Source organism: Roseovarius conchicola (assembly GCF_041403425.1).
GTDB lineage: Bacteria > Pseudomonadota > Alphaproteobacteria > Rhodobacterales > Rhodobacteraceae > Roseovarius > Roseovarius conchicola.
The window spans coordinates 1-22,307 of the sequence record NZ_JBGEHK010000015.1 but is presented as its reverse complement, the minus strand read 5'-3'; the positions used below and the strand labels follow the sequence as shown (position 1 = coordinate 22,307).

The following is a 22,307-nucleotide window of genomic DNA, read 5'->3' as shown; positions in this document are numbered from 1 at the left end:
CTATTTCGCCTCAACTGCGTTGAAAACGAATAGGGTTTCCCCGTCGATCTTGTAGCTGTCGATCAGGTCTTTGGCGCGTTCCCCGGTCAGCCAACCCTCCAGCTTGATGGCCAATTCGTTTTGCACATGGGGGTGCAGCTCGGGGTTCACCGGCAAATAGGCGTACTGGTTGAACAGCACGGGATCACCGGAAAACAGCAGCGCCAGATCGCCTTTGTTGCCAAAGTTCAGCCAGCTGGCCCGGTCCGACAGGATATAGGCATTCATGCCCGACGCGGTGTTCAGCGCCGCGCCCATGCCAGCTCCGACAGCATTGTACCATGCCCCTTCAGGGTTCAGCCCGGCTGCATTCCACAAGGACAGTTCTTTCTTATGGGTGCCGCTGTCATCCCCGCGGCTGACAAAGGTGGCCTCAGTCGTTGCGATCTTTTGCAGGCTGTTCTTTGCGTCAGAAGCATCCGCGATTCCGGCCGGATCATCCGAGGGTCCGACAAAGACGAAATCATTATACATGATCTCGCGCCGGTGCGTGCCATACCCATCTGCCACAAAGGCCTCTTCTGCGGCCTTGGAATGCACCAGAATGGCGTCCACATCCCCTGCCTGTCCCAGTTTCAGGGCCTGCCCCGTTCCAACCACAAGCAATTGCACCTCAAGATCAAGATCGTCTTGAATTGTGGGCAAAAGTACCTCGGCCAGCCCGGAATTATGAAAAGATGTGGTTACGGCCATGCGCATGACATCAGCTGCCTGCGCCACTCCGGCCCACAGAACCACAGCAAATGTAAAACCAAGTTTCAGTCTCATTCCACGATGTCTCCATTCAAGAAGGCCCGCGCCTCGGGCGTCTTCGGCCCGTCAAAGAAGGAGTCGGCAGGGCCGGTTTCATGCACGCTTCCATTCAGTAAGAACACCACCCGGTTGGCCAAGCGACGCGCCTGACCAAGGTCATGGGTCGACATGATCAGCCGTGTGCCCGCTGCGCTACAGCCCAGCAATATCTCTTCGATCTCGCGGGTCGCGCGGCCATCCAGTGATGCGCTGGGTTCGTCTAGAAACACCAGCGACGGGTTTTGGATCAACGCCCGCGCCAAGGCGACTTTCTGTTTTTCGCCGCCCGAAAGAACAGTGGCCGAGCGGTCCAGCATGTCCGACAGGCCCGCCCGCGCGGCCCAGTCTTTTGCCATGCTAATCGCTTGGTCCCGCGCCATGCCGTGCATCTGTAAAGGATAGACAAGATTATCGACGACTGACCGGCGCAACATGACCGGCTGCTGAAACACGAAAGCCTGCGCGTTGCGCGCCGTCTTGGTGTCGCAGGCCCATCTGATGGTGCCATCATGCAGCCGCGCAATCCCATGCAGCATGCGCAACAGGCTGGTTTTGCCGGATCCATTTGGCCCGAGGATCACGCAGATCCCCTGCCCGTCCAGCTCAAGGTCGACCGGGCCTACCAGTACTTTGCCCCGGCGCCGGGTCAGCGCGCCTTTCACGCTCAGAGGAAATAGTTCGCTTACCATCTGCCATCCCGTTCCGTGCGGCTCAGCCCGTGAATCGCAAAGTTCACGGCCAGCGCCAGCGCGATCAGCACAAAGCCAAGGGCCAGCGCCAGCGCAAAATCCCCTTTGCCGGTTTCCAGCGCAATGGCTGTGGTCAGCACCCGTGTGACATGATCAATGTTGCCCCCCACGATCATGATCGCGCCGACCTCACCGATCCCGCGGCCAAACCCGGCCAACGCGGCGGTCAGCAAGGCGCGGCGGGCATCCCACAACAAGGTTTTCACCTTCTGGGTCTGCGTGACATTCATCGAAATCAGAAGGTCGTGATAATCATGCCAGAGATCGCGCAGCGACTGGTGGGCGATACTGGCAATCAGCGGCACAATGATGATCATCTGTGCGATGATCATTGCGGTGGGTGTGAACAAAAGCCCAAACACACCAAACGGCCCCGAGCGCGACAGCAAGACGTAAACGATCAACCCCACCACCACGGGTGGCAACCCCATCAGGGCATTCAGAACCGCAATCACCGTGCGCCTGAACCGGAACCGGCGGATCGCAAGAAGGGCTGCCAGTGGCATGGCAATACAGCAGGCCAGGACCAACGCCGTTAGCGTGATCCGTAAAGATCGCATCGCGATTTCCAGCAATTCTGCATCGGCGCTGATTACAAGCCAGAATGCCTGCGACAACCCCTGCCACAGATCGACCATCTGTCGATCCTCCTCCCGTCTAACGGATGGAAATTGGCAGCTTCTTTTGCGGGTGACCAGCCCAATTGCACAGGGTTTGTGCAAAAGACCCAGCCTGTCCCTTTTCCGGGCATCTCGCGATTGGACAGTGGTCAATTTGACCGCCTTTGCCCGTATTAAGGGCTGGCTGCGAATTTGACCTGGACTCAGCCTGCCACCACCGCCTGCAAATCGAAGATGGGCAACAGGATCGACAGCACGATCACCAGCACCAGTGCGCCCACCACCATCATCAGCATAGGTTCCAGCAACGCGGCGATGCGTTTGCGTTCGGTCGACAGGCCGTTTTCCACCAGCATCGCCGCCCTTTCCGTCATCCGTGCAAGGCGAGACGACGCCTCGCCCGCGTTGATCAACTGCCGCGCAACTGGCGGAATTGGGCTGAGATTCTCAAGCGCCGTGCTCAGGCTGTCGCCCGATTGCACCGCCTGCGTGACCGCTTCGGCCTCGGCACGGAACCGGTCGATATCCATCACCTGCGCGGCACTTCCGGATGCGTTGATCACCGGTTGGCGACTGGCCAGAACCAGCGCCAGCGTGCGAAGATATTGCACAGATGCCCCTAACCGCATCAAACGTCCTATCAAGGGCAGGCGTAGCCCTAACCGATAGCGCGCTTGTCGCAGCGGTGGTACGAATCGCGTCAGTACACCCAGCACGATCAGGCCCAGCAGGATCGCACCGAGAAGCATCTTATGCGCACCGATCCAATCACTGACGGCCAGCATCCTTTGCGTCAGAACCGGCAAAGGCCGCCCCGACAGTTCAAACATCGAGACGATCTCGGGCGCGACATTGACCATCAGGATGGTACAGACCAGAACCGACACCGCCGCCACGAAACCCGGATAGATCAGGGCCGTGGAAATCTGCGCCTTGTCGGTGCCAAGCGTATCGAGGTGGTCGGCCAGCTCGTTAAAGACCTGCGCCGCATCGCCCGCCGTCTCGCCTGAACGCACCGAGGCGATGTAATAGCGTGGGAACCCGGCGCCGCTGCGTTCCAGCGCCTCGGACAGTGGGGCGCCATCCATCAGGGCGGCTTGCGCGGCGGCCCCCACCCGATCCAGCGCCGCGCTTCCACCTGCGCGCACCGCATCCAGCGCCGCTTCGGCGGGCATGTCGGCGGACAGAAGCACCGCCATCTGCCGGGTCATCACCGCCTGCAATTCCGGGCTTAGGCGTGTCCGCGAAAAGGCCCCTGCCCCAACCCGGCGTGCCCGTGCGGTCAGCTCCGAGGCGTAAAGTCCCTGATCCTTCAGCTTTTCAGCAGCATGAGTCTCGGTTTCCGCCACCACGGTGCCGGTCTTGCGCCGGCCCTCATCGGTATAGGCGATATAGGCGTAAGCCTTCACGCCACATCCCCCACCACGCGCAGCGCTTCGGCCAGCGATGTGCGCCCGGCCCTGACTTCCGCCAGGCTTTGACCAAATAGCGTTTCGGCCTCCTCCAGCGCGAGCGCCTTCATCTCGGCCTCGGTTGCGCCGCGATCTATTGCTTCGCGCAGGCTGTCGCCCACTTCGACCATCTCGAAAATGCCCACCCGACCCGCATAGCCCGACCCATTGCAGGCCTCACAACCAATCGCCGTGTGAATCTCTGCGGGCAAGGGTAGGTCATGGCGTTGGAAATGCGCGGCTTCGGCGGGTGTGGGCGCATGGGGTTGGCTGCATACTGCACACAGGCGACGCAGCAATCGTTGCGCAATCACGCCGCGCAGAGTGGCGGCGATCAGAAAGTTGTCCAACCCCAAATCACGCAAACGCACCACGGCCCCGACCGAGCCGTTAGCGTGCAGGGAAGAAAACACCAGATGCCCGGTCAGGGCCGCCTGTGCGGCAACGCTGGCGGTTTCACTGTCGCGGATTTCGCCCACAAGAATCACGTCCGGGTCCTGACGCAGCGTGGCCCGCAGACCCGCGGCAAAGGTCATGCCGATCTCGGCATTGATCTGGCTTTGGCTGATCCCTTGCAGGTCATATTCTATCGGGTCTTCCACAGTAACGATATTGCGCTCGTCCTGGTTGGCGAGGTTCAGCAAGGAATAAAGCGTCGTTGTTTTGCCCGAGCCGGTTGGCCCCGTGGCCAGAATAATCCCGTTGGGTAAGGCCGACATCCGTTCCAGCAACGCCTCTTGCGCATCCGACAGCCCTAGGTTCTTCAACGGCATCAGACCTGTCGAGCGGTCCAAAATCCGCAAAACAATCCGTTCGCCGTAGTTTCCGGGCAATGAGCTGACACGGGTATCGATCAGCCGCCCGCCCAAACGCAGCGGGATGCGGCCATCCTGTGGCAGGCGGGTTTCGGCAATATCCAGCCCCGCCATCACCTTCAGCCGTGATATCACCCGGCGCACCGGCACATCGTTGCGGTCCATCACCGACTGCAGAAAACCGTCAATGCGCATCCGCACACGCAAACCACCCTCATAGGGTTCGACATGCAAATCCGACGCGCCCGAGCTGACCGCGCGGCGCAACAGCTGGTTGACCAGCTTGATCACCGGCGCATCGCCGCTTTCTTCCAACAGATCGCGCTGTGCCGTGGGCCCGGACATGTCTTCAAGGTCGAAACTGGGTTCAGCCTCACCCGCAGGGCCATCGCCATTGTCACCTTCATAGAATTGCGACAGGGCGGTCTCAAATCCCGCGCGGCTCTGCTCGATCAGCTCAAGTTCGATCCGGCCCGCGCGGCGTTGCGCTTCGCGCAGGCCTTGCGCCGTGGCATCCGGGCCAACCACCAGCCGCGCCCCGTCCAGCAACACCTGCGCATCGCGGGCAAACGCAAAGGGCAGGCGCGGACGCGGACTAGTTGCCACCAAATCTGAGTCGGGTGGGGAGTGGAGGGAAGTTTCGGGTTTGGGCGACGTCATCAATAAATCCGGCATCAAAAGGTTGGTTCAGATCTGCCCCGTCAAATGGCAGGCCGCCCCCGGGGCTGCGCGGGTAGTGTCCTTCATCAATGGGCTCAATGGCAAGGCTTGCTGCTTTCGCTTCGCGCGCCAATGCCCGGGTCAGCCGTTTGGCCTCTTCCTCGGAATTCACAACTTTGGGCCGCAGAAGCACCAACAACACCCGCTGGCTTTTCGATGCGTTCTTGCCGCGGAACAACCCACCAACCAATGGCAGCTTGGACAAGCCGGGCACTTCCTGCTTCGCACTGCCCGATCCGTTTTCCAACAAGCCGCCCAGCATCACCACGTTGCCATCGCGCACCAGCACGGTCGTGGAGAGCGAGCGTTTCGAGGTGATCTCGCCACCGGTCGACGCAGTGTTGCGCGTCAGGTTCGAGACCTCTTGTTTGATTTCCATTTTCACCGTCTTGTCGGCGTTGATCTGGGGCGTGACGTTCAGGGTCAGGCCGATATCCTCGCGCTCGATGGTCTGAAACGGGTTTTCCGGGATCGCGTCATCGCCGACCGTCGAGAACGACCCGGTCACGAAGGGCACGTTCTGCGCCACGATAATCTCGGCCTCCTGGTTGTTTAGGGTCATGATCGACGGGGTCGACAGCAGCTTGGTGGACTGATTGGTTGCCACCGCCGCCAGAAATCCGGCCAACCCGTTGTCACCCGTGGGCACGCCGCCGATGATCCCGCCCGATCCGGCATCAATCACCGTGCCCGAAGACACGCTTGAGACAAGGTTGGTCAGGCTGGGGCGCCCTTCCAGCGAAAATTGCGCGCCGCCCACGACAGCGGAATTCACGATCGCGCCAAACTGCACCGACAGATCCGAGAAGGTTTCGACCGACATTTCGAAAATCACCGCTTCGACCAGCACCTGAGACGGGCGGCGATCCAGATAACGCACCATATGTATAATGTCGTCCATCTGATCCTGCGGAGCGCTGACCAATAGCGTGTTGGTCTGCGGTTCGGGTACAATCCGGATTTCACCCTGTTGTTGGCCTTCGGCGTTTTGGTTCTGCAGGCTGCGCAAAACCACGTCGGCCATCGCGGCCGCCTCGGCATAGTTCAGACCGATGGCATGGCTGACCGTGTTGTTCTGTTGCGTATCCAGACGGGCGGCCAGGGTGCGCACCTGCTGGCGCAAACTATCAGGCCCCGAAATCAAAAGCGCGTTCGAACGCCGGTCGGCGGTCACGCTGGCGCCGTCGGGAATGATGTTCATGGATTGCACCACCTGCAAAACCTCGGCAGCGTTGGCATTGCGCAAGCGCAGGATTTCAATGGGCGCTTCCTGCGGCTGGTCCAGACGGGCAATCAGGTTCTCGATCCGGCGGTGGTTCTGGCCACGGTCCGACAGGATCAACAGGTTCGATCCCGGTACCGGCGTCAGCACCGCCTCGGCGGGCAGCAAGGGGCGCACCACCTCGATCACTTCATTCAGCGGAATATGTTCGACCTTGATCACGCGGGTCTCGTAAGCCCCACTTCCCGGTGCCCCGCCCGACAGCTCGCGCGCCGTGTTCATCGCCACGATCCGGTCCGAGCCTGTCCCCTCGACAATCGTCAGCCGGTTCAGCTCCAACACGCTCAGGAACACTTCGTAGAGTTCATCCGGCGTCATATCGCTGGGGGCCAGAACCGTCACAGTGCCGCGCACCGCCGGATCCAGCACATAAGATCGCCCTGTTGCCTCGGAGACGATCTGCACGAAACTGCGTAGATCGGCGTCCCGCAAGTTCAGCTCGACCTGCGCGTCTGCCCGCATGGGGGCAAGACTTGCCAAGCCCAAGACAAGGATCAGGACGGCCCACGCCGCCCGCAACCGTACAAATAGTACCATGACCTGCTCTCTGCCTCTTGGTCCACCGCCTCGCGCCCCGGTCTTTATATATGGGTGTCACGGGAGATGTGTTCTTATCCTCAAGCTTCACTGTAGCCTATTTTATTTGAAATAGCACCTTTCATTATAGCCGCGTCAGATTTTATGGATTTGATGTGCAATTGGGACTCACTGTGGCGGACCCGCGAAGCGATCGTTTCTGCGTTTACTCGGGAAAGCCCAGCAAAGCCGGTTCATCGCCTTCTGCACCAGCCCACAAACCTTGTTCGTCGATCCGCGCGACGATCACTCCCGCACCAAGGTCGTCCCCGACGCGCAACACCTGATCTCCGGTGGGATGAGATACCAGCGCCCAAACAGCCCCATCCGCCCGCACAACCCCGCTCAGCGTGTAGCCAAGGCTGTCAAGCGGTGGCGCGTTCGGACTCGGCGGTTTGGCCTCTTCGGCCTGCGGAGGTTCTGGGGGTTGCGGCGGTAAAGGCGGCATCTTCTCGCCAAACAGGATCGGCCATGCCCGGGGCGGCATCGCCTGCGCCGGGGGCTGTGGTTCGGCCTCACGCGCGCTTTCGGTCCGTGCTGACACCGGATCATAGCTGACCTGCATTTCCTGCCACAACATCTGCCCCGCCCACCCGGCAGCACCCAGTGAGATCAGCAAAGCAAAAAAGGCCACAAACCGCATGACTGTCCTTCCTTGGCAACAGGCATCAAAGAGTTTTCCACGCTCAATAGACGCATATTCCGCGTGATGATACAGTCGCACATTGAAAGATAAAAACAAAGACGAGCAGACAGATGCAGGTAAGATCACTGGCAACCGCCGGATTTTTGGGCTTTTCGCTCCTCGTGCTCAGCGCGTGTGACGAAGGGACCGGTATTGGCGAGAAGAATTTTCAAAAGCAATATGGCATCGCCCGCGATGCGCTGGAGCGCGGCCGCTATTCGCAAGCCAGTCAGGCCTATGCCGCGCTTATTCCAAAGGCCGGACCACTGGCACCGCGCATGCGACTGGAATACGCCCATACCCAGCTGCGGGCCGGCCACTACGACAAGGCGTCAGCCCAGGCCAGAGCACTGTCCCAGACCGACGACAAGTCATTGCGCTCGGCTGCCTTGGCCGTACATGGCACCGCCGAACATGAACTGGGCGTGGCCGCGCTGAACGCAGGCGACCGGGCGGCGGGCAAGCGCCACCTCCTGGCGGCGAAAGCGTCTTTGGGCGAAATGCTCAAGGCCCATCCCGGCATGGACCCAATGGGCGCGATGGCCGGACGTCAGGCTTCAATCAACGTCCGCCTGCAATCCCTCTGAACCGCCCCCAGCATGCTGAGACCTTGGACAAGATGATCCTTGCATCCATCAGGCGGTTTTAACCCGGATCAGGCTTGGAGCGGCCTCTCACGATTGGTATCGGTGCGGGATCAAGCCGACCTTCGTCATGCGCCAGCCACCAGAGGCCAACGTCAGCCCCTGGGGGGGCGGCCGCCATTTGCTTCAGGGCACTTTATGGTCGCAAAGTACATCCACAGAATGAACGCAGCGCCGTCTTAATACAAATCGCCAGCCCAAGGGAGGGGCTGACGATGGCCGGGCCGCTGCGCGGCTGTTAACCGGCTGGGCGCGTAGCTGTGACGACCGCTTTGGGTTCGAAGCCGACATTCGCTGCACCCTGCCCCGAAGGCTGCTTTTGCCAAGTTCGCTATCATGGGTCAGGTCTTTGGCGCGAGGTTCAAAATCATCCTGCATCCCAAGACGCCATCATCTTTGCATCCGCGCGTTTACTGCCCCAAGGGCTGCAAGGTCAGGCCCGCTTCCACGACAGCAGAGCGGTCGGTGCGGTCGATCCTCAGCGCCGTGATCTGGTATCCCCATGCCGGGTCCTCGGCATCCATCCAGCGCATCAGGTCGACGAAATTCACGGCGTCAAACCGCAGGGCGATCTCGCCGCCATCCCGTGTTTCAAGGGTACTCAGACTGGGGCGCAGCTGGGCCGAGATCAGGCTTTGCTCTAAGGCCGACGCGCCGATGGCCGGGGCCACAACCCCGGAGTCGGATGGAAGGGCCAAAGCTGCCTTTTCCGCCTGACGGCCCATCACCCAACTGTCCAGCGCCTGCGCCTCGGCCAACGCGGTCTGGGCAGAACTGCGCGCCTCGGACAGCGGCAAAAGCCAGCCCAACACCAATGCGGCGGGCAGAATGACGACGACAAGCAACGCCAGCAAAACGCGTTCGCGCGGGGCAAGCCTGATCAGGAAATCGATGAACCGTTCGATCATCCGCCCTCCCCCGCAATCGTCTTGTCCGGGGCGGCGATGCGCAATTCGGTGCGCACACCGTCTTCACCCTCGCTGACCCGGCTTTCCACCACCGTCGCCACCAGACCGGCCTCGCGCAACGCGGCGGCAAGATCATCGGCCGCGGCAAAGTTCTCCACCCGCACCACAGCGCTTAGCCCGTCTGCGACCGTGTAGGCGACAAAGTCGGGTTGGGCCTTGCGCGTGGTCATCACATCTGCGGCCAGACCCAGAAGATCAAGGGGCGACACGCGTTCCCCTGCCCCCGCCGCGGCCACCCGCGCCTCGGCCAGCGCCCGGCTGACCTGAGTGCGGATATCCAGCACCGGCCCCGTGGGCACGAACTCGGCGCGCACCGTTTCCAGGGTCGCTGCACGATACTGTGTCGCCTGATCTTCCAGGCCACGAATGGCCAGCATCTGGGCTGCGGCCCACAGGCACATCGCCAGCGCCCCAATCAGAACGGGCCAACGCCACGGAAGGATACGGGCTTTCAGTTGCGCCCGTGCCGCGCGTGGATCACGCCGCAAATCAAATGCCAGCTCGCCATGCGCCAACACGCGCGGAGGGGCAAAGCCGACGGCAGACAGCGCTGTCTCACTGTCCGCAACCGGCACGTCATGCGCCTCGAACAGAGCCTCGATTTCGGGCGTTAGCGGCTGAGGGCTGAATACGGCGCGGGGCATCGGATCGGCGGCCGCCAAGGCATCCTTCAAAAGGCGCAGGGCAACAGAAGGGGTTGCGCTAAACCCATCCTCAGGGCCCAGCCGGGTCAGTATAGTCGCCCCATTACCGGCGATGGTCCATAGCCCCGCATCGGTCGGCAAGGCCAGATAATCGGGTAAGACCGCTTTGCATGCCGGGCCTGCCATGCGACGCCAATCGTCCAGCCTGTCACGGTCAGCCACCAGCACGCGGGACCAGTCCTGCGGATTTCCGGGGCCGTGGAAGGGGCGGATTACGATCTTGTCATTGCCGCCGCCCAGGGCATCACGCATCTGCCGCTCGGCCACTTGTTCGCGGGCATGGCCACGCAGGGCGTCGGGCAGTTCAACTGCCAGCAAGGGTACATCACCCCCCGGAACCAGCCCGATCTGCCGGGCCGTCAGGGCCGTGCCCGCCTCTGACAGGTAGGCAAACGAGTCGGGAAAGGGCCCACCTGCCCCGTCTCCGTCCACTTTGATCTTAGTGTCGGCGTTCACCACTGCTTCTCCGCTCACCACGTGTCCAGACGATAGGCCACTTGCGCGCCCACAGGAAGCGGCAAGCGTTGCAAAACCACGTCGCGGCGTGCGATTTGCCCGTCCAGCGCGGCTGTAATCGTGACCTCGAACCATTCCGAGCCGATGCCAAACCGATCTTCATCAAGGTTTTCAACCAGTTCAGCGCCGACCGCATCAATCAGGCGATTTTTGAAGTCCTCGACGGACGTGAATGGTTCTGTCGCGCGCGTGCGCAGAAGCGTGTCCAGTGCCGCCGGGCTGGCACCGGGCAGAAAACTGGCCAGCACGGGCGCGGTGACCGTGTTCACATTCAATTTTCCACCCCCTGCCAGAACGGTGACATAGGGGTCGAGGCGCTCAAGCGCGTCGTCCGGAATCGGCAATTGATCCAGCATCAGGGCCGCTCCACCGGGCAGATCTTCGGGCACGCCCTGATCGCGGCGGGCCTCGCTATCCCCGCCGCCCGGGCCAAGGGCCGCGATAATCTCGTCCCGCACACGCGTGGACACGCCCAGCCGTGCCACCAGCGCCTCGAAAGCGTTGCGCACCACGACATCCTCGGGATTAGTCAGCCAGTTGAGGTTGAAACGTCCCTGCAGGTCCGTGATCTGGCCCGCAACACGGCCGCGATCCAACGACAGATCATTATCGTCGCGTGCCCAGGCTTCGCCTTCGTGATCCATCGCCCCGATATCCCGATTGAGCAGCGATTGCGCCAGAACCTCATACGCGTCCAGATACAGCTCAAGCTGTACCGCCTGTCCGGCGGCCAGCACCCGGATGCGGCTCCCTTCGGCGCGGGCCAGCAGCGCCAACGCGACCGCGGACAAAGCCGCGACCAGCACCAGCGCATTGATCAGAACAAAGCCGCGCGACCTTCTCATTGAAAATACTCCAGCAGCACGATCTGACCGTAATCCCGGGTTTCCAGCGTAACCTCGATCGCGCGAGGTAACGTGTCGGAATAAATCTCGGGCGTGGTACTGCCCGCACTGTCATCATCAAGCGCGGGGCTATTGCCGCTCTGAAGCGCCCCGCTGGGCGCGCGCATCCCGTTGGTCCATCCCTGTCCTGCCCAAAAACTACGGAAGGCAACGCCTGTTACCCCCTCCAGCACCGGCACCTGTGGCCCTTGCTGGGCGGCGCTCGCGGGGTAAAGCGTGGGCCAGACAGCCCGCGTCAGGCGCTGCTGATCGGGATCGAACTGCCATGTGACGCGCTGTTTGTGCATCGCATCACTGCCACCGCTGGACAATGTCAACGCTGGCTGCCCACCCACGGACAGGCTGAACCCTCTGGACCCGCGCAGCGACCTGAGCGCCGACAAGGGCGCGCCCTTCTCGGGCGGGAAAAACAGCATCGGCAAGGCCGCCGACAGATCATTGCGCAGCAACGCAACCCCCTGCCCCATCTGGTTTGTCTGTTCCGCCGTGGCGCTCAGACGGTCCCGCATGATCAGGCTGCCAGACAGGCTTTGCAGACCCATCACCGCAATCAAGGCAAAGACGGCCATCGCGATGACCAGTTCGATCAAGGTCAGGCCCCGCGTCATTGCCCCGGCCCCAGCGGGCTTACATAGGCCACAAGAAACGCCCCCGGCCCGTCCGGGCCGCGCACCGCCACGCGCGCTTCGATCAGCCCCCCGGCTGTACTCGTCGTGTCGGTGGTGATCTGAAAACTGCGTCCACCCATCTCCACCGTCGCGGGCAGGCTGCCCGATTGAACAGCGCCATAAAGCTGGAGTTCCTGCACCCGGTTGCGGGCCACGATCTGGGCCAGAACACGGGTCTGCATGCCCCCGATCGCCACGCGGGACTGATCGGTGGCACGAATGGCCGCAATGCTACCCAGTGAGAGAACCATCACGGCGATGACCAACTCCAGTAGGGTCAGCCCGCGGGTGGTTCGCTTCAGCGCACGTCGCATGTCAGCCCCGCCCTGCCATCGGCCTCACAGCGCCCACCATCCGCAAAGCCGATCGTGAAAACACTGGTCCGGCCATTGGACAGAAACCGGATATCCGGTGCGTTCAGGACAAAGGTTTCGTTTTCCCGTGCAAAGGCGACATCGCCGCGCCAGGGCTGTATCGCCTCTGAAAATGCCCAGCCCTCCGGCCCCAGACGCGCCGTCTGCAACCCGTCGCCCTGCACGACGAGCCCACGCGTCTCGCGGCCCTGGATAGCCAGGGCACGCTGGGTGGCAAACTGATCGTAAAAGCGGGTCATGTCGGCCGTGCCGCTCGCCTCTGGCCCGCCACGCCCGGCAACCAGAACCGCCCCCACGCTCAGCACCGCCAAAACCGCGATCACCACCAGAAGTTCAATCAGGGTAAACCCGGCCTGCGGGCCTTTTCCCGAGGTCAGCTTTGTCCCCACGAGCCTATATCCGCATCCGCGCCTGTGCCGCCGGGGGCCGCATCCGCCCCATAAGAAAAGATGTCAAAATCGCCATGCACGCCGGGGGACAGGTATTGATAGGGCTGTCCCCACGGATCAACCGGCAGCCGGTCGATATACCCGTTCGTCGCCCAGTTTGGCGCGGCGGGTTCGGTGGTGGGCGGGCTGACCAGCGCACTCAATCCCTGTTCTGTGGTGGGATAGCGTAGATTGTCCAGCCGGTAGAGATTGATCGCACTGGCAATCGCCGCGATGTCCGATTGCGCCCGGGCCACGCGGGCCTGATCGGGCCGGTCGATCACCCGGGGCACGATCACCAGCGCCAGAATCGATAGAATCACCACCACAACCATCAGCTCAAGCAAAGAGAAGCCTGCATCACGTTGTTCAGCCTGTTTGGGGGCGGGTGCGGCAATCATCATGCGAATATCCTCATTTCAATTACGCGCATGATAGAGCCGCATCTCCGGGCTGACAATCGCGCTCGTGCCGCCTATCAAGGACAGCATGTTGGGCCCCTTCCTTCTTTTGATCAGCCCCGCCATCGGGTCTTTTCTGGCAGTGCTGGCCGACAGGCTGCCGCGCGGCGAAGACGTGGTGAGAAAACCATCGGCCTGCCGCAGCTGCAAAACGCCGCTCAAACCGCGCGATCTGCTCCCGATCCTGTCCTTTGCCCTCAGCGCGGGGCGTTGTCGTCAGTGCAAAGCCCCTATTCCACCGTGGCTGCTTTACATGGAGATCATCGCCATCGGCTGTGCCATACTGGCCCTGATCCTTGGCACCACGCCAGCAGAAATCGTGCTTTATGCCCTGTTCTTATGGGTTTTACAGGCCCTTGTCGCCAGTGACCTGCTGTGGTTCCGCCTGCCAGATCCCTTAACCGGAGCGTTGTTTGTCATCGCCCTGGCACTGGCGTGGGTCACCGGCTTGCCGCGCCCCGAGATGGCGCTTTGGGGGGCTGTGATCGGGGTGGGCAGCTTTGCGATTCTGCGCTGGGGATATCGCTGGATACGCGGGCGCGAGGGATTGGGACTGGGGGATGTGAAACTGATCGCAGGTCTGGGGGCTGCGTTGGGTCCATATGACCTGCCCATGATGCTGTTGGTCGCCGCCTTAACCACCCTGGCCGTGGCAGCGGTGGGACGATTACGTTCGGCCCGCGCGCTCAGCCCCACACGACCCCTTCCATTCGGGGCCGCCCTTGCCTGCGCCACCGTGGTGATCTGGGTTGCTCAGAGGATGGTGTAAGGTCGTTTCTCTCTCTGTGCCGACCGCATGAACAGGCCACCAAAAACCGCACATGCGATCAGCCACACAAACTATGGTGCCCTTCAAAAAGCTACGATAAGCTTTAACGAGTTATTAACTTTCCTTTTCTGGACCCTCATTCATGAAGCCACTTTCCCTTCCTTTCCGGATCCGCGGCTGGTTTGCCGGGATTTTGCTTGTCACAATGTGTGCTGCGGCCCTGCCTGCTTATGCGCAGGATACGCCTGCCCCGGTCACCATGGCCGAAATCGAACAGGCCTGGAAAGCAAACGACTTTGTGTTTGTGCGGGAAGGTCTGAAGCACCTTGCCGAAGAAGAGGAAACACCGCTGGCGCAGTACCGTTATGGCCGGGTGCTGGTCGAGGGGCGCGGCGGACCGGTCGATATGGATGAAGCCGTCGTCTTTCTGTCACGTGCCGCCGAGCAGAATCATGTCGAAGCGATGACCCTTCTAGCGCGTATCTATCTCAGCAACATTTCCCAGGATCAGGACAATCCGACCGCCTTGGCGCGGGATACGGGAAAGGCCGCCGACCTGCTGTCCCGGGCAGCCGCCCTCGGCGATGACGAGGCCCAGTATTACCTGGCCTTACTCTATCGCGAAGGCAATGGGGTGGCACAGGACAACAAGGCCGCCTTCAATTGGCTTCTGGCCGCAGCGCAACAAGAGCATGCCGAATCGCAATACGAGTTGAGTCGGCTTTACTCACGGGGCATCGGCACCGAGCATAACAACGCGCAGGCTCTGGCCTGGCTCGAACGGGCTGCCGATAACAACCATGTCGAAGCACAGTATTTCCTCGCCGCCGCATATGAATCGGGTCGAGGCGTCCAACAGAGCATCTCGACCGCGATAGAATGGTATCGCCGAGCCGCAGAAAACGGCCTGCCCATCGCCCAACGCAGCCTTGGCACCTATTACCTCAAGGGTGAAACCGTTCCGCAGAATGTCGACGAAGGGCTGCGCTGGCTGACAACAGCTGCCAAGGCCGGCGATCCCGGGGCCATGGTCAATATCGCGGTGGCCTATGCAACGGGCATGGGTGTGGAGCGCAACGATGAAACTGCTGCCGACTGGTATAACCGCGCCAGCGAATACGGGCTAGGCCGCGCGAAAGTGGCCCTGGGCCGCTTTTATGAGGTGGGGCGCGGGGTCGAACAGGACATGGACCGCGCCATCGCCTTGTACCAACAGGCGTTGGACACCAAGGATGCCAACCAGGCTGCCTTGCGGCTGGGCCAATTGGCTGCCAACGGTACACTGGAGGGGCGTTTTGCCCCGCAGACGGCCATTCCCTGGGCGCTTTATGCAGCGCAAAACGCAGATGCCGACGCGGAAGCCTGGCTTGCGGCACAGGCCGAGGCGGGTATTCGCGACGCCCAATCGGGTCTGGCGGCCCTCTATCTCGACAGCGAAGACCAGGACCGCATCGCAGCCGGTGCGAAGATGCTGGAACAGGCCGCCATGGGGGGCGATGCCCCGGCACAGGCTCGGCTCGGCGAAATGTATATGACCGGCACCCATGTCGAACTGGATTACGTGGCGGCCCACAAATGGTTCAACATTGCCGCCACTCTGGGTCAGACCAAGGCGGTCGAACTGCGTGAAACCATCAACGCCCTGATGACACCTGAACAGGTGGCCGAGGCGCAAGCGGCCGCGCGTGGCTGGTTCGATAACCACGAACCACAACCGCCCGAAACATCGCAAACAGTAACGGTTGATCAATGATCCGCGCCGCACGTTACAGCCTGCTGATCCTGTTTCTGGCAACGGCCCCTGCCCTCGCCCAGCAGGCATCATCCGATCAACTTATGGCGCAGGCCGAGGCGGGCGATCCATCCGCCCAGTCGGCGCTGGCCTTTGCCTATCACGACGGCACGAATGTGGCGCAGAATTTCAGTACGGCGGCTGAATGGGCTGCCCGCGCGGCCGAGGGTGGCGATGCCAAGGCGCAAAACCTTCTGGGTCGGTATTACCACAGTGGATTGGGTATCGAGCAGAACCAGGCCGAGGCGCTGCGCTGGTTGAAGGCTGCTGCCGAGGGCGGCGATCCGGACCACCTTTACGATCTGGGCCGTGCGTTAGAACACGGCGCCGATGGATCATCCGATCCGGCCGCCGCAGCGCAGGCTTATGCCTGGGCTTCCAAGTCAGGGCATCTGGAGGCAATCGTCAGTCTTGGCGTACTCTATCAGGAGGGGTCAGGCGTCGCACAGGATTATGCCGAGGCCCATATGCTCTATGAACAGGCCGCAGCCAAAGGGCATGCCCGAGCGCAGAACAATCTGGGCCTACTTTATGTGCGCGGCCACGGTGTGCCGCAGGATTACGAAACCGCCGCCAAGCTTTTTGCCGCCGCCGCAGAACAGGGATCGCCAGATGGCATGCGCAATCTCGGTGTGCTTTACGAAAACGGCTTTGGCGTCCCGCTGGACGAAGCCTTTGCCACCGAACTTTACCGTCGGGCTGGTGGGGCTGCGCCGCAAAACACACCGGTTCTGCGCTATGATCCCCGTCTTACCCCCCTGCCCAACGACGATGACTCAATAGCGCTTGTACGCCAGGCCGCACAGGCCGGGGATCCGGTGGCCCAGTTTCAGTTGGGCTGGTACCTGATCAAAACGCCAGATGGTACCGCGGCTACCCTGACAGAGGCAGTTGAGATGTTCAGGGCCGCGGCAGAGTCGGGTTATGGTCCGGCCATGCGCAATCTCGGGATTTTGTATTTCGAGGGGCGCGGGGTTCCGCAGGATTACGTGCTGGGTCGCATGTGGCTGACTCTGGCCGGGTCAGCAGGGCAAACAGATGCAGCTGACGTGATCGACGCCCTTGGAAGCAGCATGACAGCAAGCCAGATCAATGACGCGCAATTCCGGGCTGTCAAATTTCTTGAAAGAAAGTCTTAATATTTGGTTAAATATCGGCTATACCTTAAAGATCATAGGCTTAATAATTGTTAGATTTGTATTTTTCTTCTGTATTAATAATGCCTTAAGAGTTTGACTGGGAGTGCGTGAATATGACGCATGTAAAAAGATTATTTCTTGGAATTGCTTTCTGCTTTGCCTCGACAGCGGCATGGGCCGTCGAACCCGTTCAACAACATAACTCTACTGCCGTCTGGTTCGAAAACTGGACGGGTCTGAGCAATGCCACGTTGAAAGTTTCGGCCCCCAACGGAGAAGTTATCACCATTCATACCGTCTCCGGTACGCCGGTGTTCACGCTGGACAGTGCGAATGCCGTGGATGGCATCTATCGCTATTCGCTAAGTGCCGCGACGGAAGAAAAAGAGAAGGTTGTCAACCAGTTAGACAGCGGTCGCGGTGACGCACAAACCGATACCGCCTTTAAACCATTTCAAACCTCTGGCCAGTTTCAGGTCTCAAGAGGCGTGATTATTACACCAGAAGAAATCAACGAAGACGACGGTTAACGCCGCCAACTGGCCTTAGGGTAACGGCCATATCCAACAGTAAACGAGGAGACACTACAATGAACTTCAATCCAAAAAATCTGCTGACCGCGGGGGCCAGCGCGCTTGTGCTGACTGTCGGGGCGGCCCAGGCCGATCAGGTTTTTGCTGACGACGTGATCATTCAGGGTTCGCTCTGTGTCGGGGTCGACTGCGTAAACGGCGAATCCTTTGGCTTTGACACGATTCGCATGAAAGAAAACAACCTGCGGATCAAGGCACAGGATACATCGGCCTCAGCCAGCTTCCCCACTGTGGACTGGCAGCTGACCTTCAACGAGAGCGACAACGGCGGTGCCAACAAGTTCTCGGTTGATGATGTTGACAACGCCCGCACGCCATTCACCATTCTGGCTGGCGCCCGTAATGACTCGATCTATGTGAACGCCTCGGGCCGCGTGGGGTTTGGCACCGACACACCAGTGGTTGATCTGCATTCAGTCAACGGTAACACGCCCACTCTGCGCCTTGAGCAAGACGGGTCGAGCGGCTTTACACCCCAGACCTTTGACGTGGCAGCGAACGAAACCAACTTCTTTGTTCGCGACGTGACCAATGGCAGCACGCTGCCCTTCAAGATCAAGCCGGGCGCACCGAACAACTCTCTGTTCATTGAGGGGACCACCGGGCATATCGGCCTTGGCACTCAGTCTCCGTCCGCGATGCTGCACCTGCAAAACAACGGAGCAGGCTCGGACGGTTTGCCACGTATTCGTCTGGATAACACTGATGGTTCCGCAGATTTCTGGGACATGGACGTGTCGGACAACGATGATTTCCGGATCAGCCTGAACGGCAGCGGCCAGCAGGAATTCAAGATTTCGGCTGCGGGTGTGGTGACAATTGCCGGTCTTGCAAACTGCACCAACGGTATCGTCACAAATGCCAGCGGTGTGTTGTCCTGCGCGCCTTAAGACCGCAACAACGCTTTGACTGAGCGATAATTTAACCTGCGCCGGTTTGGGTCGGCGCAGGTTTTCTTTGGGTCGGCATCTGAGTATGGTCGCGCCATTCGGCGATCATCAAAAACGTCAGGCCCAGTCGCAAAGTGTTATGTCTCGAATTTCCCGTCGCAAAACGGTTTTGTTCCTGTCAGGTCCCGCATTGGGGCATGTCAGCCGTTTGAGCAGCATTGCCAGACGCATTCGCGAAACCAGCGATGCTCGAATCCATTTTGTCCTTCCGGGTGTCGCGTCTCATCATGACATCCTGCAAAAGTCTGGCTTCGAGTTCTCCACCGTGAACATTCCGAAGGAAGCGCGCGACCTGCCCGCCGTCGCCTTTGCCGATGGGTTGGAGACCTTGTTTCGGGACCTGTCGCCAGATGCGATCGTCCATGACATGTGCCCGCTGCGGTGGCTGTCGGTGACGCGATTCCCCGATTGCCAGAGATTTCATGTAACAAATTTCTTCCTCACGCGTGCACATGATGCAGAGACGTCCCAGAAAACCTGGTACGATGAGATCGGAGGCCGGGTATCTGAAATTCGTGCATCGCGCGGTTTGTGCCCACTGAAATCTGTCTTCGATCTGTATGACGCCGATGCCGTGCTTCTTGCGGACCCGCCCGCGCTTTGCAGGCGACCGGACCTGCTACCGTCATCTTACGAACTGTGCGGGCCGATCTTCGAACAGTCCGAAGGCGATCAGCCCGATGCGCTTCTGAACGAAGAAAACATCCTGTTGTTGTCCATGGGATCAACAGGGCGGGATCTTCCCGATAATGAACTCATCTCTTCTCTGAAGGAATGGAGCGGCAGTTCGGCCAGTGTCTATGCCGGGACCGAAGCCGAGGCCGCCCAAAGCAAAGGGCTGGCGGATCATTACCATGGCTGGTTGCCCCTGAAGGCTATCCTTGCCAAATCCCGGTTCTGCGTCACCCAAGGCGGCGCCGGATCAACCTATATGGCGCTGGCGGCAGGAGTGCCGGTTGGAGTGGTCCCCACTGATCCAAACCATCGGATTCTGGGTGAGCTGATCGAGCAAGCAGGCCTTGGTCTGTGTTCGGTCGACAACGATACTGATGACAAAATCGCATCTGCCGATTATGCCACCCTTGCCGAAAATGCACGGGCATTTGCAAGTGAGCCAACGGAAGGCTCGCGCGTCATCGCCCAAAGAATTAGCGAGATGATTCAATGACCAGTACCGCGCCGACATTTGTCTTTGTTGTTGGCTGCCAGCGCAGCGGCACGACCTTGACCGGCCAGATACTCGGTGCGCATCCCAAGGCCGTTCTGCTGGATGAGCCGGACGGCATCTATCCCTGGTTCGAGGCACTTGATCCGGACAAACCACTCGCACGACCGCCTTTGTCGAAAGTTTTGGAAAAAGCCGCTGCGAAATACGCAGACCCCGACCAGCGGTTTCAGCATTTGCCAAACGGCCTGTTGTGGTTCGCACCGGGTGTGACGCACATCATCCTGAAAGCGCCGAACCTCACCTATCACGGGCCGCAGATTGAACAGATGCATGCCCGCAAGAAGATCGTTTCGCTGATGCGCGACCCCCGGGATGTGGTCGCCTCGATGCAAAACCTGTCGCAGATCCAGATGGTGCGCAATCAACTCAGTTTGATGGAGCAGAAACCGGACCTGCCGGACTGGATCAAACCGGAGATGGCACGTCTGCGGGATGAGACTCTGCCGATCAACCACAAGCGCGCGATTGTCTGGGCCATCAAGACCCGCCTTTGCCAGGAATTGCCACAGATGACACCGGGCAACCTGCGCATCATCTACGAAGAGTTGGTCGCCAAGCCCGACGAAATCATGCCGGTCCTTTGCAACCATGTGCAGTTCGAAGATCACGAGAACCTCCGGCAGCACGAAAAGGTGTTTGTCGGCACCGGGCCGGGCGAGACGAGCCGAACACGCAGTATCGACACCGCATCGCTGGGGAAATCGAAAGAAGGGCTGACCGAGGAGGAACGCAAGACGGTTCTATCGCTCGCGGGGCCACTTGCGGCGCGGTATCAGCGCCCTGCTCCGATAAATATCTTATCAGCAAAGCCACCACTTGTGCTTCTGGGGCGCGGCGGTTCTGGAACGCGGCTGTTGTCCGAAGTTTTCAAAGACGCAGGCGTTTTTCTGGGCAACAAGCTGAATTATTCGAGTGACTCGATGGAGTGGGTCGAGACGATCTACGGCGGCGTGTCAGACAAACTGGCGAGTGCGCAGGATCCCGAAGAACTTTCTGTTCCGCATCTAAAATATAAGATGCGCGAGACAGCGCAAAGGATCCTTGAACGTTCCGATTTCGAAGATGTCGGCGCGGTCAACTGGGGCTGGAAGTTGCCTGAAACCATGATCCTTGTGCCAGAGGTGCTGGAAGCATTTCCCGATGCCAAGGTCGTGCATATTGTCCGGCATCCGGTCACATCAAGCCTGCGGCGTACCCACAAGACCTCGCGCGCGGACGACCAAATCGGGCAATTTGTCCTGTCAGTTGCGCGCAAGAGAATTACCATCCCCCTGCAGCACTCTCTTGATGACGACACGTTGAACAACGTGTTGTCCTGGCATCTGCAGGTCGGCAGCGTCACACGATTCTGCCGTGAAATGCTTCCGGCGTCACAATACCTCGAAATCCGGTACGAAGATCTTTTCAATTCCTGGGAATCAATCAGGAACAAGCTGGCCGCATTCTCGGGAATGCCCGTGGACCGATTGGCACAACCGACGCTGGACACGACTCGGCGTCAATCCTTCGACCTGCCCGACAAGCGCATCGCTGATGTGTGGCGCATGACGAAAGACGTCGCCACGCTGCATGACTATGGCCTGGACGCGTCAGGCGCGCCCTGCGAGTTCCCGAAAACATAGCTCGGGCACTGCGGTATTCTGCACAGCACAGACAGGTTCCCCGATACTCTGACCTTTATCATGGCAACGTGATGTGGTTAGTTGCCAAAAGGTACTTTGGCAGGTTGACGTGCTCGACTGGACCGGCGTGTTTCGGGTCAAAGATTAGTGCTAGAGCCGTGACCACTGACAAAGCGACACATCGACTATGACCCCTCCCCTGCTTTCGATCGTCGTGATCTTCCACAACATGCGTCGCGAGGCAAAGCGCACTCTGCTGAGCCTGTCGACCAGTTATCAGCGGGGCGCAAGCGCCGAGGATTACGAGGTCATCGCAATCGACAACGGTTCCGATCAGCCGCTCGATGCGAAAGAGGTCGCCGGGATGGGACAGAATTTCCGTTACCATTTCCACGAGACCAGCTCGGTGTCGCCCGCAGAGGCCCTCAATCTCGGCGTGACGATGGCGCGGGGGCAATATGTGGCGCTGATCGTCGATGGCGCGCGTATGGCAACGCCGGGGCTGATCAACGCCACGCTGGCGGCCCTATGCCTTTCAGAAACGCCGTGTATCGGCAGCCTGTCCTGGCATCTGGGTCCCGATGTCCAAAACCGTTCGATCGAGCAAGGCTATGATCAGACCGTCGAGGACGGACTCCTCGACACGATAGCCTGGCCCGAAGACGGCTATCAGCTGTTCGAAATTTCCACCCTGGCGCAGTCCTCACTCCCGGGATTTTTGGGCGGTTTCCCCGCGGAATGCAGCTGGGTGGCTCTGCCCCGCGTCATGTTCGATCAGTTGCAGGGCTATGACCCGGCCTTCCAGAGCCCCGGGGGC

Annotated in this window: 23 protein-coding genes; 9 read left to right on the top strand and 14 right to left on the bottom strand. The window is 60.4% G+C overall.

Going from position 1 to position 22,307, the window contains the following annotated elements; translation table 11 throughout:
* From V6N02_RS21880 to V6N02_RS21850, 7 genes are all read right to left on the bottom strand, one after another.
* Positions 1-807, bottom strand: coding sequence for an ABC transporter substrate-binding protein (locus tag V6N02_RS21880; RefSeq protein WP_371229690.1), 807 nt, complete (start codon positions 805-807; stop codon positions 1-3).
* Positions 804-1,520, bottom strand: coding sequence for an ABC transporter ATP-binding protein (locus V6N02_RS21875; protein ID WP_371229688.1), 717 nt, complete (start codon positions 1,518-1,520; stop codon positions 804-806). The genes V6N02_RS21880 and V6N02_RS21875 overlap by 4 nt, the downstream gene beginning before the upstream one ends.
* The gene (locus V6N02_RS21870) at positions 1,514-2,218 is read right to left on the bottom strand and encodes an ABC transporter permease (RefSeq protein WP_371229685.1); all 705 of its coding nucleotides are present in this window, start codon (positions 2,216-2,218) and stop codon (positions 1,514-1,516) included. Before V6N02_RS21870 ends, V6N02_RS21875 begins: the two co-directional genes overlap by 7 nt.
* A gap of 185 nt (positions 2,219-2,403) precedes the next feature.
* On the bottom strand, positions 2,404-3,609 hold the full coding sequence (locus V6N02_RS21865) for a type II secretion system F family protein (RefSeq protein ID WP_371229682.1): 1,206 nt from the start codon (positions 3,607-3,609) through the stop codon (positions 2,404-2,406).
* On the bottom strand, positions 3,606-5,072 hold the full coding sequence (locus tag V6N02_RS21860) for a GspE/PulE family protein (RefSeq protein ID WP_371229763.1): 1,467 nt from the start codon (positions 5,070-5,072) through the stop codon (positions 3,606-3,608). Before V6N02_RS21860 ends, V6N02_RS21865 begins: the two co-directional genes overlap by 4 nt.
* The gene (gene gspD / locus V6N02_RS21855; RefSeq protein ID WP_371229679.1) at positions 5,062-7,005 is read right to left on the bottom strand and encodes a type II secretion system secretin GspD; all 1,944 of its coding nucleotides are present in this window, start codon (positions 7,003-7,005) and stop codon (positions 5,062-5,064) included. Before gspD ends, V6N02_RS21860 begins: the two co-directional genes overlap by 11 nt.
* A gap of 205 nt (positions 7,006-7,210) precedes the next feature.
* Positions 7,211-7,687, bottom strand: a complete 477-nt coding sequence (locus tag V6N02_RS21850) for a hypothetical protein (protein WP_371229676.1) — start codon at positions 7,685-7,687, stop codon at positions 7,211-7,213.
* Between the two features lie 113 nt (positions 7,688-7,800).
* Here V6N02_RS21850 and V6N02_RS21845 point away from each other — a divergent pair, with 113 nt between their 5' ends.
* A complete protein-coding gene (locus V6N02_RS21845) occupies positions 7,801-8,316 on the top strand; it encodes a hypothetical protein (RefSeq protein ID WP_371229673.1) in 516 nt (171 codons plus the stop codon).
* 467 nt (positions 8,317-8,783) lie between these two features.
* Here V6N02_RS21845 and gspM read toward each other — a convergent pair whose 3' ends face one another.
* The 7 genes from gspM to gspG are packed head-to-tail and all read right to left on the bottom strand — an operon-like array spanning position 8,784 to position 13,340.
* Entirely contained in the window at positions 8,784-9,281 is a 498-nt protein-coding gene (gene gspM, locus V6N02_RS21840) for a type II secretion system protein GspM (protein ID WP_371229670.1), read from the bottom strand.
* A complete protein-coding gene (gspL, locus tag V6N02_RS21835; protein WP_371229668.1) occupies positions 9,278-10,519 on the bottom strand; it encodes a type II secretion system protein GspL in 1,242 nt (413 codons plus the stop codon). Before gspL ends, gspM begins: the two co-directional genes overlap by 4 nt.
* Positions 10,516-11,406 (bottom strand): type II secretion system minor pseudopilin GspK, encoded by an 891-nt coding sequence (gene gspK / locus V6N02_RS21830; RefSeq protein WP_371229666.1) that lies wholly within the window; start codon positions 11,404-11,406, stop codon positions 10,516-10,518. Before gspK ends, gspL begins: the two co-directional genes overlap by 4 nt.
* On the bottom strand, positions 11,403-12,074 hold the full coding sequence (locus V6N02_RS21825; protein ID WP_371229663.1) for a type II secretion system protein GspJ: 672 nt from the start codon (positions 12,072-12,074) through the stop codon (positions 11,403-11,405). Before V6N02_RS21825 ends, gspK begins: the two co-directional genes overlap by 4 nt.
* Entirely contained in the window at positions 12,071-12,448 is a 378-nt protein-coding gene (gene gspI / locus V6N02_RS21820; protein ID WP_371229661.1) for a type II secretion system minor pseudopilin GspI, read from the bottom strand. Before gspI ends, V6N02_RS21825 begins: the two co-directional genes overlap by 4 nt.
* Positions 12,433-12,897 carry a prepilin-type N-terminal cleavage/methylation domain-containing protein gene (locus V6N02_RS21815; RefSeq protein WP_371229658.1) on the bottom strand — a complete coding sequence of 155 codons (465 nt, stop codon included), beginning with the start codon at positions 12,895-12,897 and terminating at the stop codon, positions 12,433-12,435. Before V6N02_RS21815 ends, gspI begins: the two co-directional genes overlap by 16 nt.
* Positions 12,882-13,340 carry a type II secretion system major pseudopilin GspG gene (gene gspG / locus V6N02_RS21810; RefSeq protein WP_371229655.1) on the bottom strand — a complete coding sequence of 153 codons (459 nt, stop codon included), beginning with the start codon at positions 13,338-13,340 and terminating at the stop codon, positions 12,882-12,884. Before gspG ends, V6N02_RS21815 begins: the two co-directional genes overlap by 16 nt.
* A gap of 85 nt (positions 13,341-13,425) precedes the next feature.
* On the opposite strand from gspG, the gene V6N02_RS21805 reads away from it, so the two are divergent.
* From V6N02_RS21805 to V6N02_RS21770, 8 genes are all read left to right on the top strand, one after another.
* On the top strand, positions 13,426-14,166 hold the full coding sequence (locus tag V6N02_RS21805; RefSeq protein WP_371229653.1) for a prepilin peptidase: 741 nt from the start codon (positions 13,426-13,428) through the stop codon (positions 14,164-14,166).
* 142 nt (positions 14,167-14,308) lie between these two features.
* Complete coding sequence (locus V6N02_RS21800; protein ID WP_371229650.1) at positions 14,309-15,919, top strand: SEL1-like repeat protein; 1,611 nt, start codon at positions 14,309-14,311, stop codon at positions 15,917-15,919.
* Positions 15,916-17,097 (top strand): tetratricopeptide repeat protein, encoded by a 1,182-nt coding sequence (locus tag V6N02_RS21795; protein ID WP_371229647.1) that lies wholly within the window; start codon positions 15,916-15,918, stop codon positions 17,095-17,097. The genes V6N02_RS21800 and V6N02_RS21795 overlap by 4 nt, the downstream gene beginning before the upstream one ends.
* Before the next feature lie 113 nt (positions 17,098-17,210).
* Complete coding sequence (locus V6N02_RS21790) at positions 17,211-17,627, top strand: hypothetical protein (protein WP_371229644.1); 417 nt, start codon at positions 17,211-17,213, stop codon at positions 17,625-17,627.
* Between the two features lie 59 nt (positions 17,628-17,686).
* Entirely contained in the window at positions 17,687-18,580 is an 894-nt protein-coding gene (locus V6N02_RS21785) for a hypothetical protein (RefSeq protein WP_371229641.1), read from the top strand.
* Positions 18,581-18,719: 139 nt separating this feature from the next.
* Positions 18,720-19,808, top strand: coding sequence for a glycosyltransferase (locus V6N02_RS21780; protein ID WP_371229638.1), 1,089 nt, complete (start codon positions 18,720-18,722; stop codon positions 19,806-19,808).
* A complete protein-coding gene (locus V6N02_RS21775) occupies positions 19,805-21,490 on the top strand; it encodes a sulfotransferase family protein (RefSeq protein WP_371229636.1) in 1,686 nt (561 codons plus the stop codon). Before V6N02_RS21780 ends, V6N02_RS21775 begins: the two co-directional genes overlap by 4 nt.
* A gap of 187 nt (positions 21,491-21,677) precedes the next feature.
* The coding region (locus V6N02_RS21770; RefSeq protein ID WP_371229633.1) for a glycosyltransferase family 2 protein at positions 21,678-22,307 on the top strand (630 nt) is incomplete at its 3' end.

Excerpts from the sequence above, each read along its gene's own strand:
- V6N02_RS21880 (WP_371229690.1), bottom strand. The coding sequence starts at position 807 with ATGAGACTGAAACTTGGTTTTACATTTGCTGTGGTTCTGTGGGCCGGA.
- V6N02_RS21875 (WP_371229688.1), bottom strand. The coding sequence starts at position 1,520 with ATGGTAAGCGAACTATTTCCTCTGAGCGTGAAAGGCGCGCTGACCCGG.
- V6N02_RS21870 (WP_371229685.1), bottom strand. The coding sequence starts at position 2,218 with ATGGTCGATCTGTGGCAGGGGTTGTCGCAGGCATTCTGGCTTGTAATC.
- gspD (WP_371229679.1), bottom strand. The coding sequence starts at position 7,005 with ATGGTACTATTTGTACGGTTGCGGGCGGCGTGGGCCGTCCTGATCCTT.
- V6N02_RS21850 (WP_371229676.1), bottom strand. The coding sequence starts at position 7,687 with ATGCGGTTTGTGGCCTTTTTTGCTTTGCTGATCTCACTGGGTGCTGCC.
- V6N02_RS21845 (WP_371229673.1), top strand. The coding sequence starts at position 7,801 with ATGCAGGTAAGATCACTGGCAACCGCCGGATTTTTGGGCTTTTCGCTC.
- gspM (WP_371229670.1), bottom strand. The coding sequence starts at position 9,281 with ATGATCGAACGGTTCATCGATTTCCTGATCAGGCTTGCCCCGCGCGAA.
- gspK (WP_371229666.1), bottom strand. The coding sequence starts at position 11,406 with ATGAGAAGGTCGCGCGGCTTTGTTCTGATCAATGCGCTGGTGCTGGTC.
- V6N02_RS21825 (WP_371229663.1), bottom strand. The coding sequence starts at position 12,074 with ATGACGCGGGGCCTGACCTTGATCGAACTGGTCATCGCGATGGCCGTC.
- gspI (WP_371229661.1), bottom strand. The coding sequence starts at position 12,448 with ATGCGACGTGCGCTGAAGCGAACCACCCGCGGGCTGACCCTACTGGAG.
- gspG (WP_371229655.1), bottom strand. The coding sequence starts at position 13,340 with ATGATGATTGCCGCACCCGCCCCCAAACAGGCTGAACAACGTGATGCA.
- V6N02_RS21805 (WP_371229653.1), top strand. The coding sequence starts at position 13,426 with ATGTTGGGCCCCTTCCTTCTTTTGATCAGCCCCGCCATCGGGTCTTTT.
- V6N02_RS21800 (WP_371229650.1), top strand. The coding sequence starts at position 14,309 with ATGAAGCCACTTTCCCTTCCTTTCCGGATCCGCGGCTGGTTTGCCGGG.
- V6N02_RS21795 (WP_371229647.1), top strand. The coding sequence starts at position 15,916 with ATGATCCGCGCCGCACGTTACAGCCTGCTGATCCTGTTTCTGGCAACG.
- V6N02_RS21790 (WP_371229644.1), top strand. The coding sequence starts at position 17,211 with ATGACGCATGTAAAAAGATTATTTCTTGGAATTGCTTTCTGCTTTGCC.
- V6N02_RS21785 (WP_371229641.1), top strand. The coding sequence starts at position 17,687 with ATGAACTTCAATCCAAAAAATCTGCTGACCGCGGGGGCCAGCGCGCTT.
- V6N02_RS21780 (WP_371229638.1), top strand. The coding sequence starts at position 18,720 with ATGTCTCGAATTTCCCGTCGCAAAACGGTTTTGTTCCTGTCAGGTCCC.
- V6N02_RS21775 (WP_371229636.1), top strand. The coding sequence starts at position 19,805 with ATGACCAGTACCGCGCCGACATTTGTCTTTGTTGTTGGCTGCCAGCGC.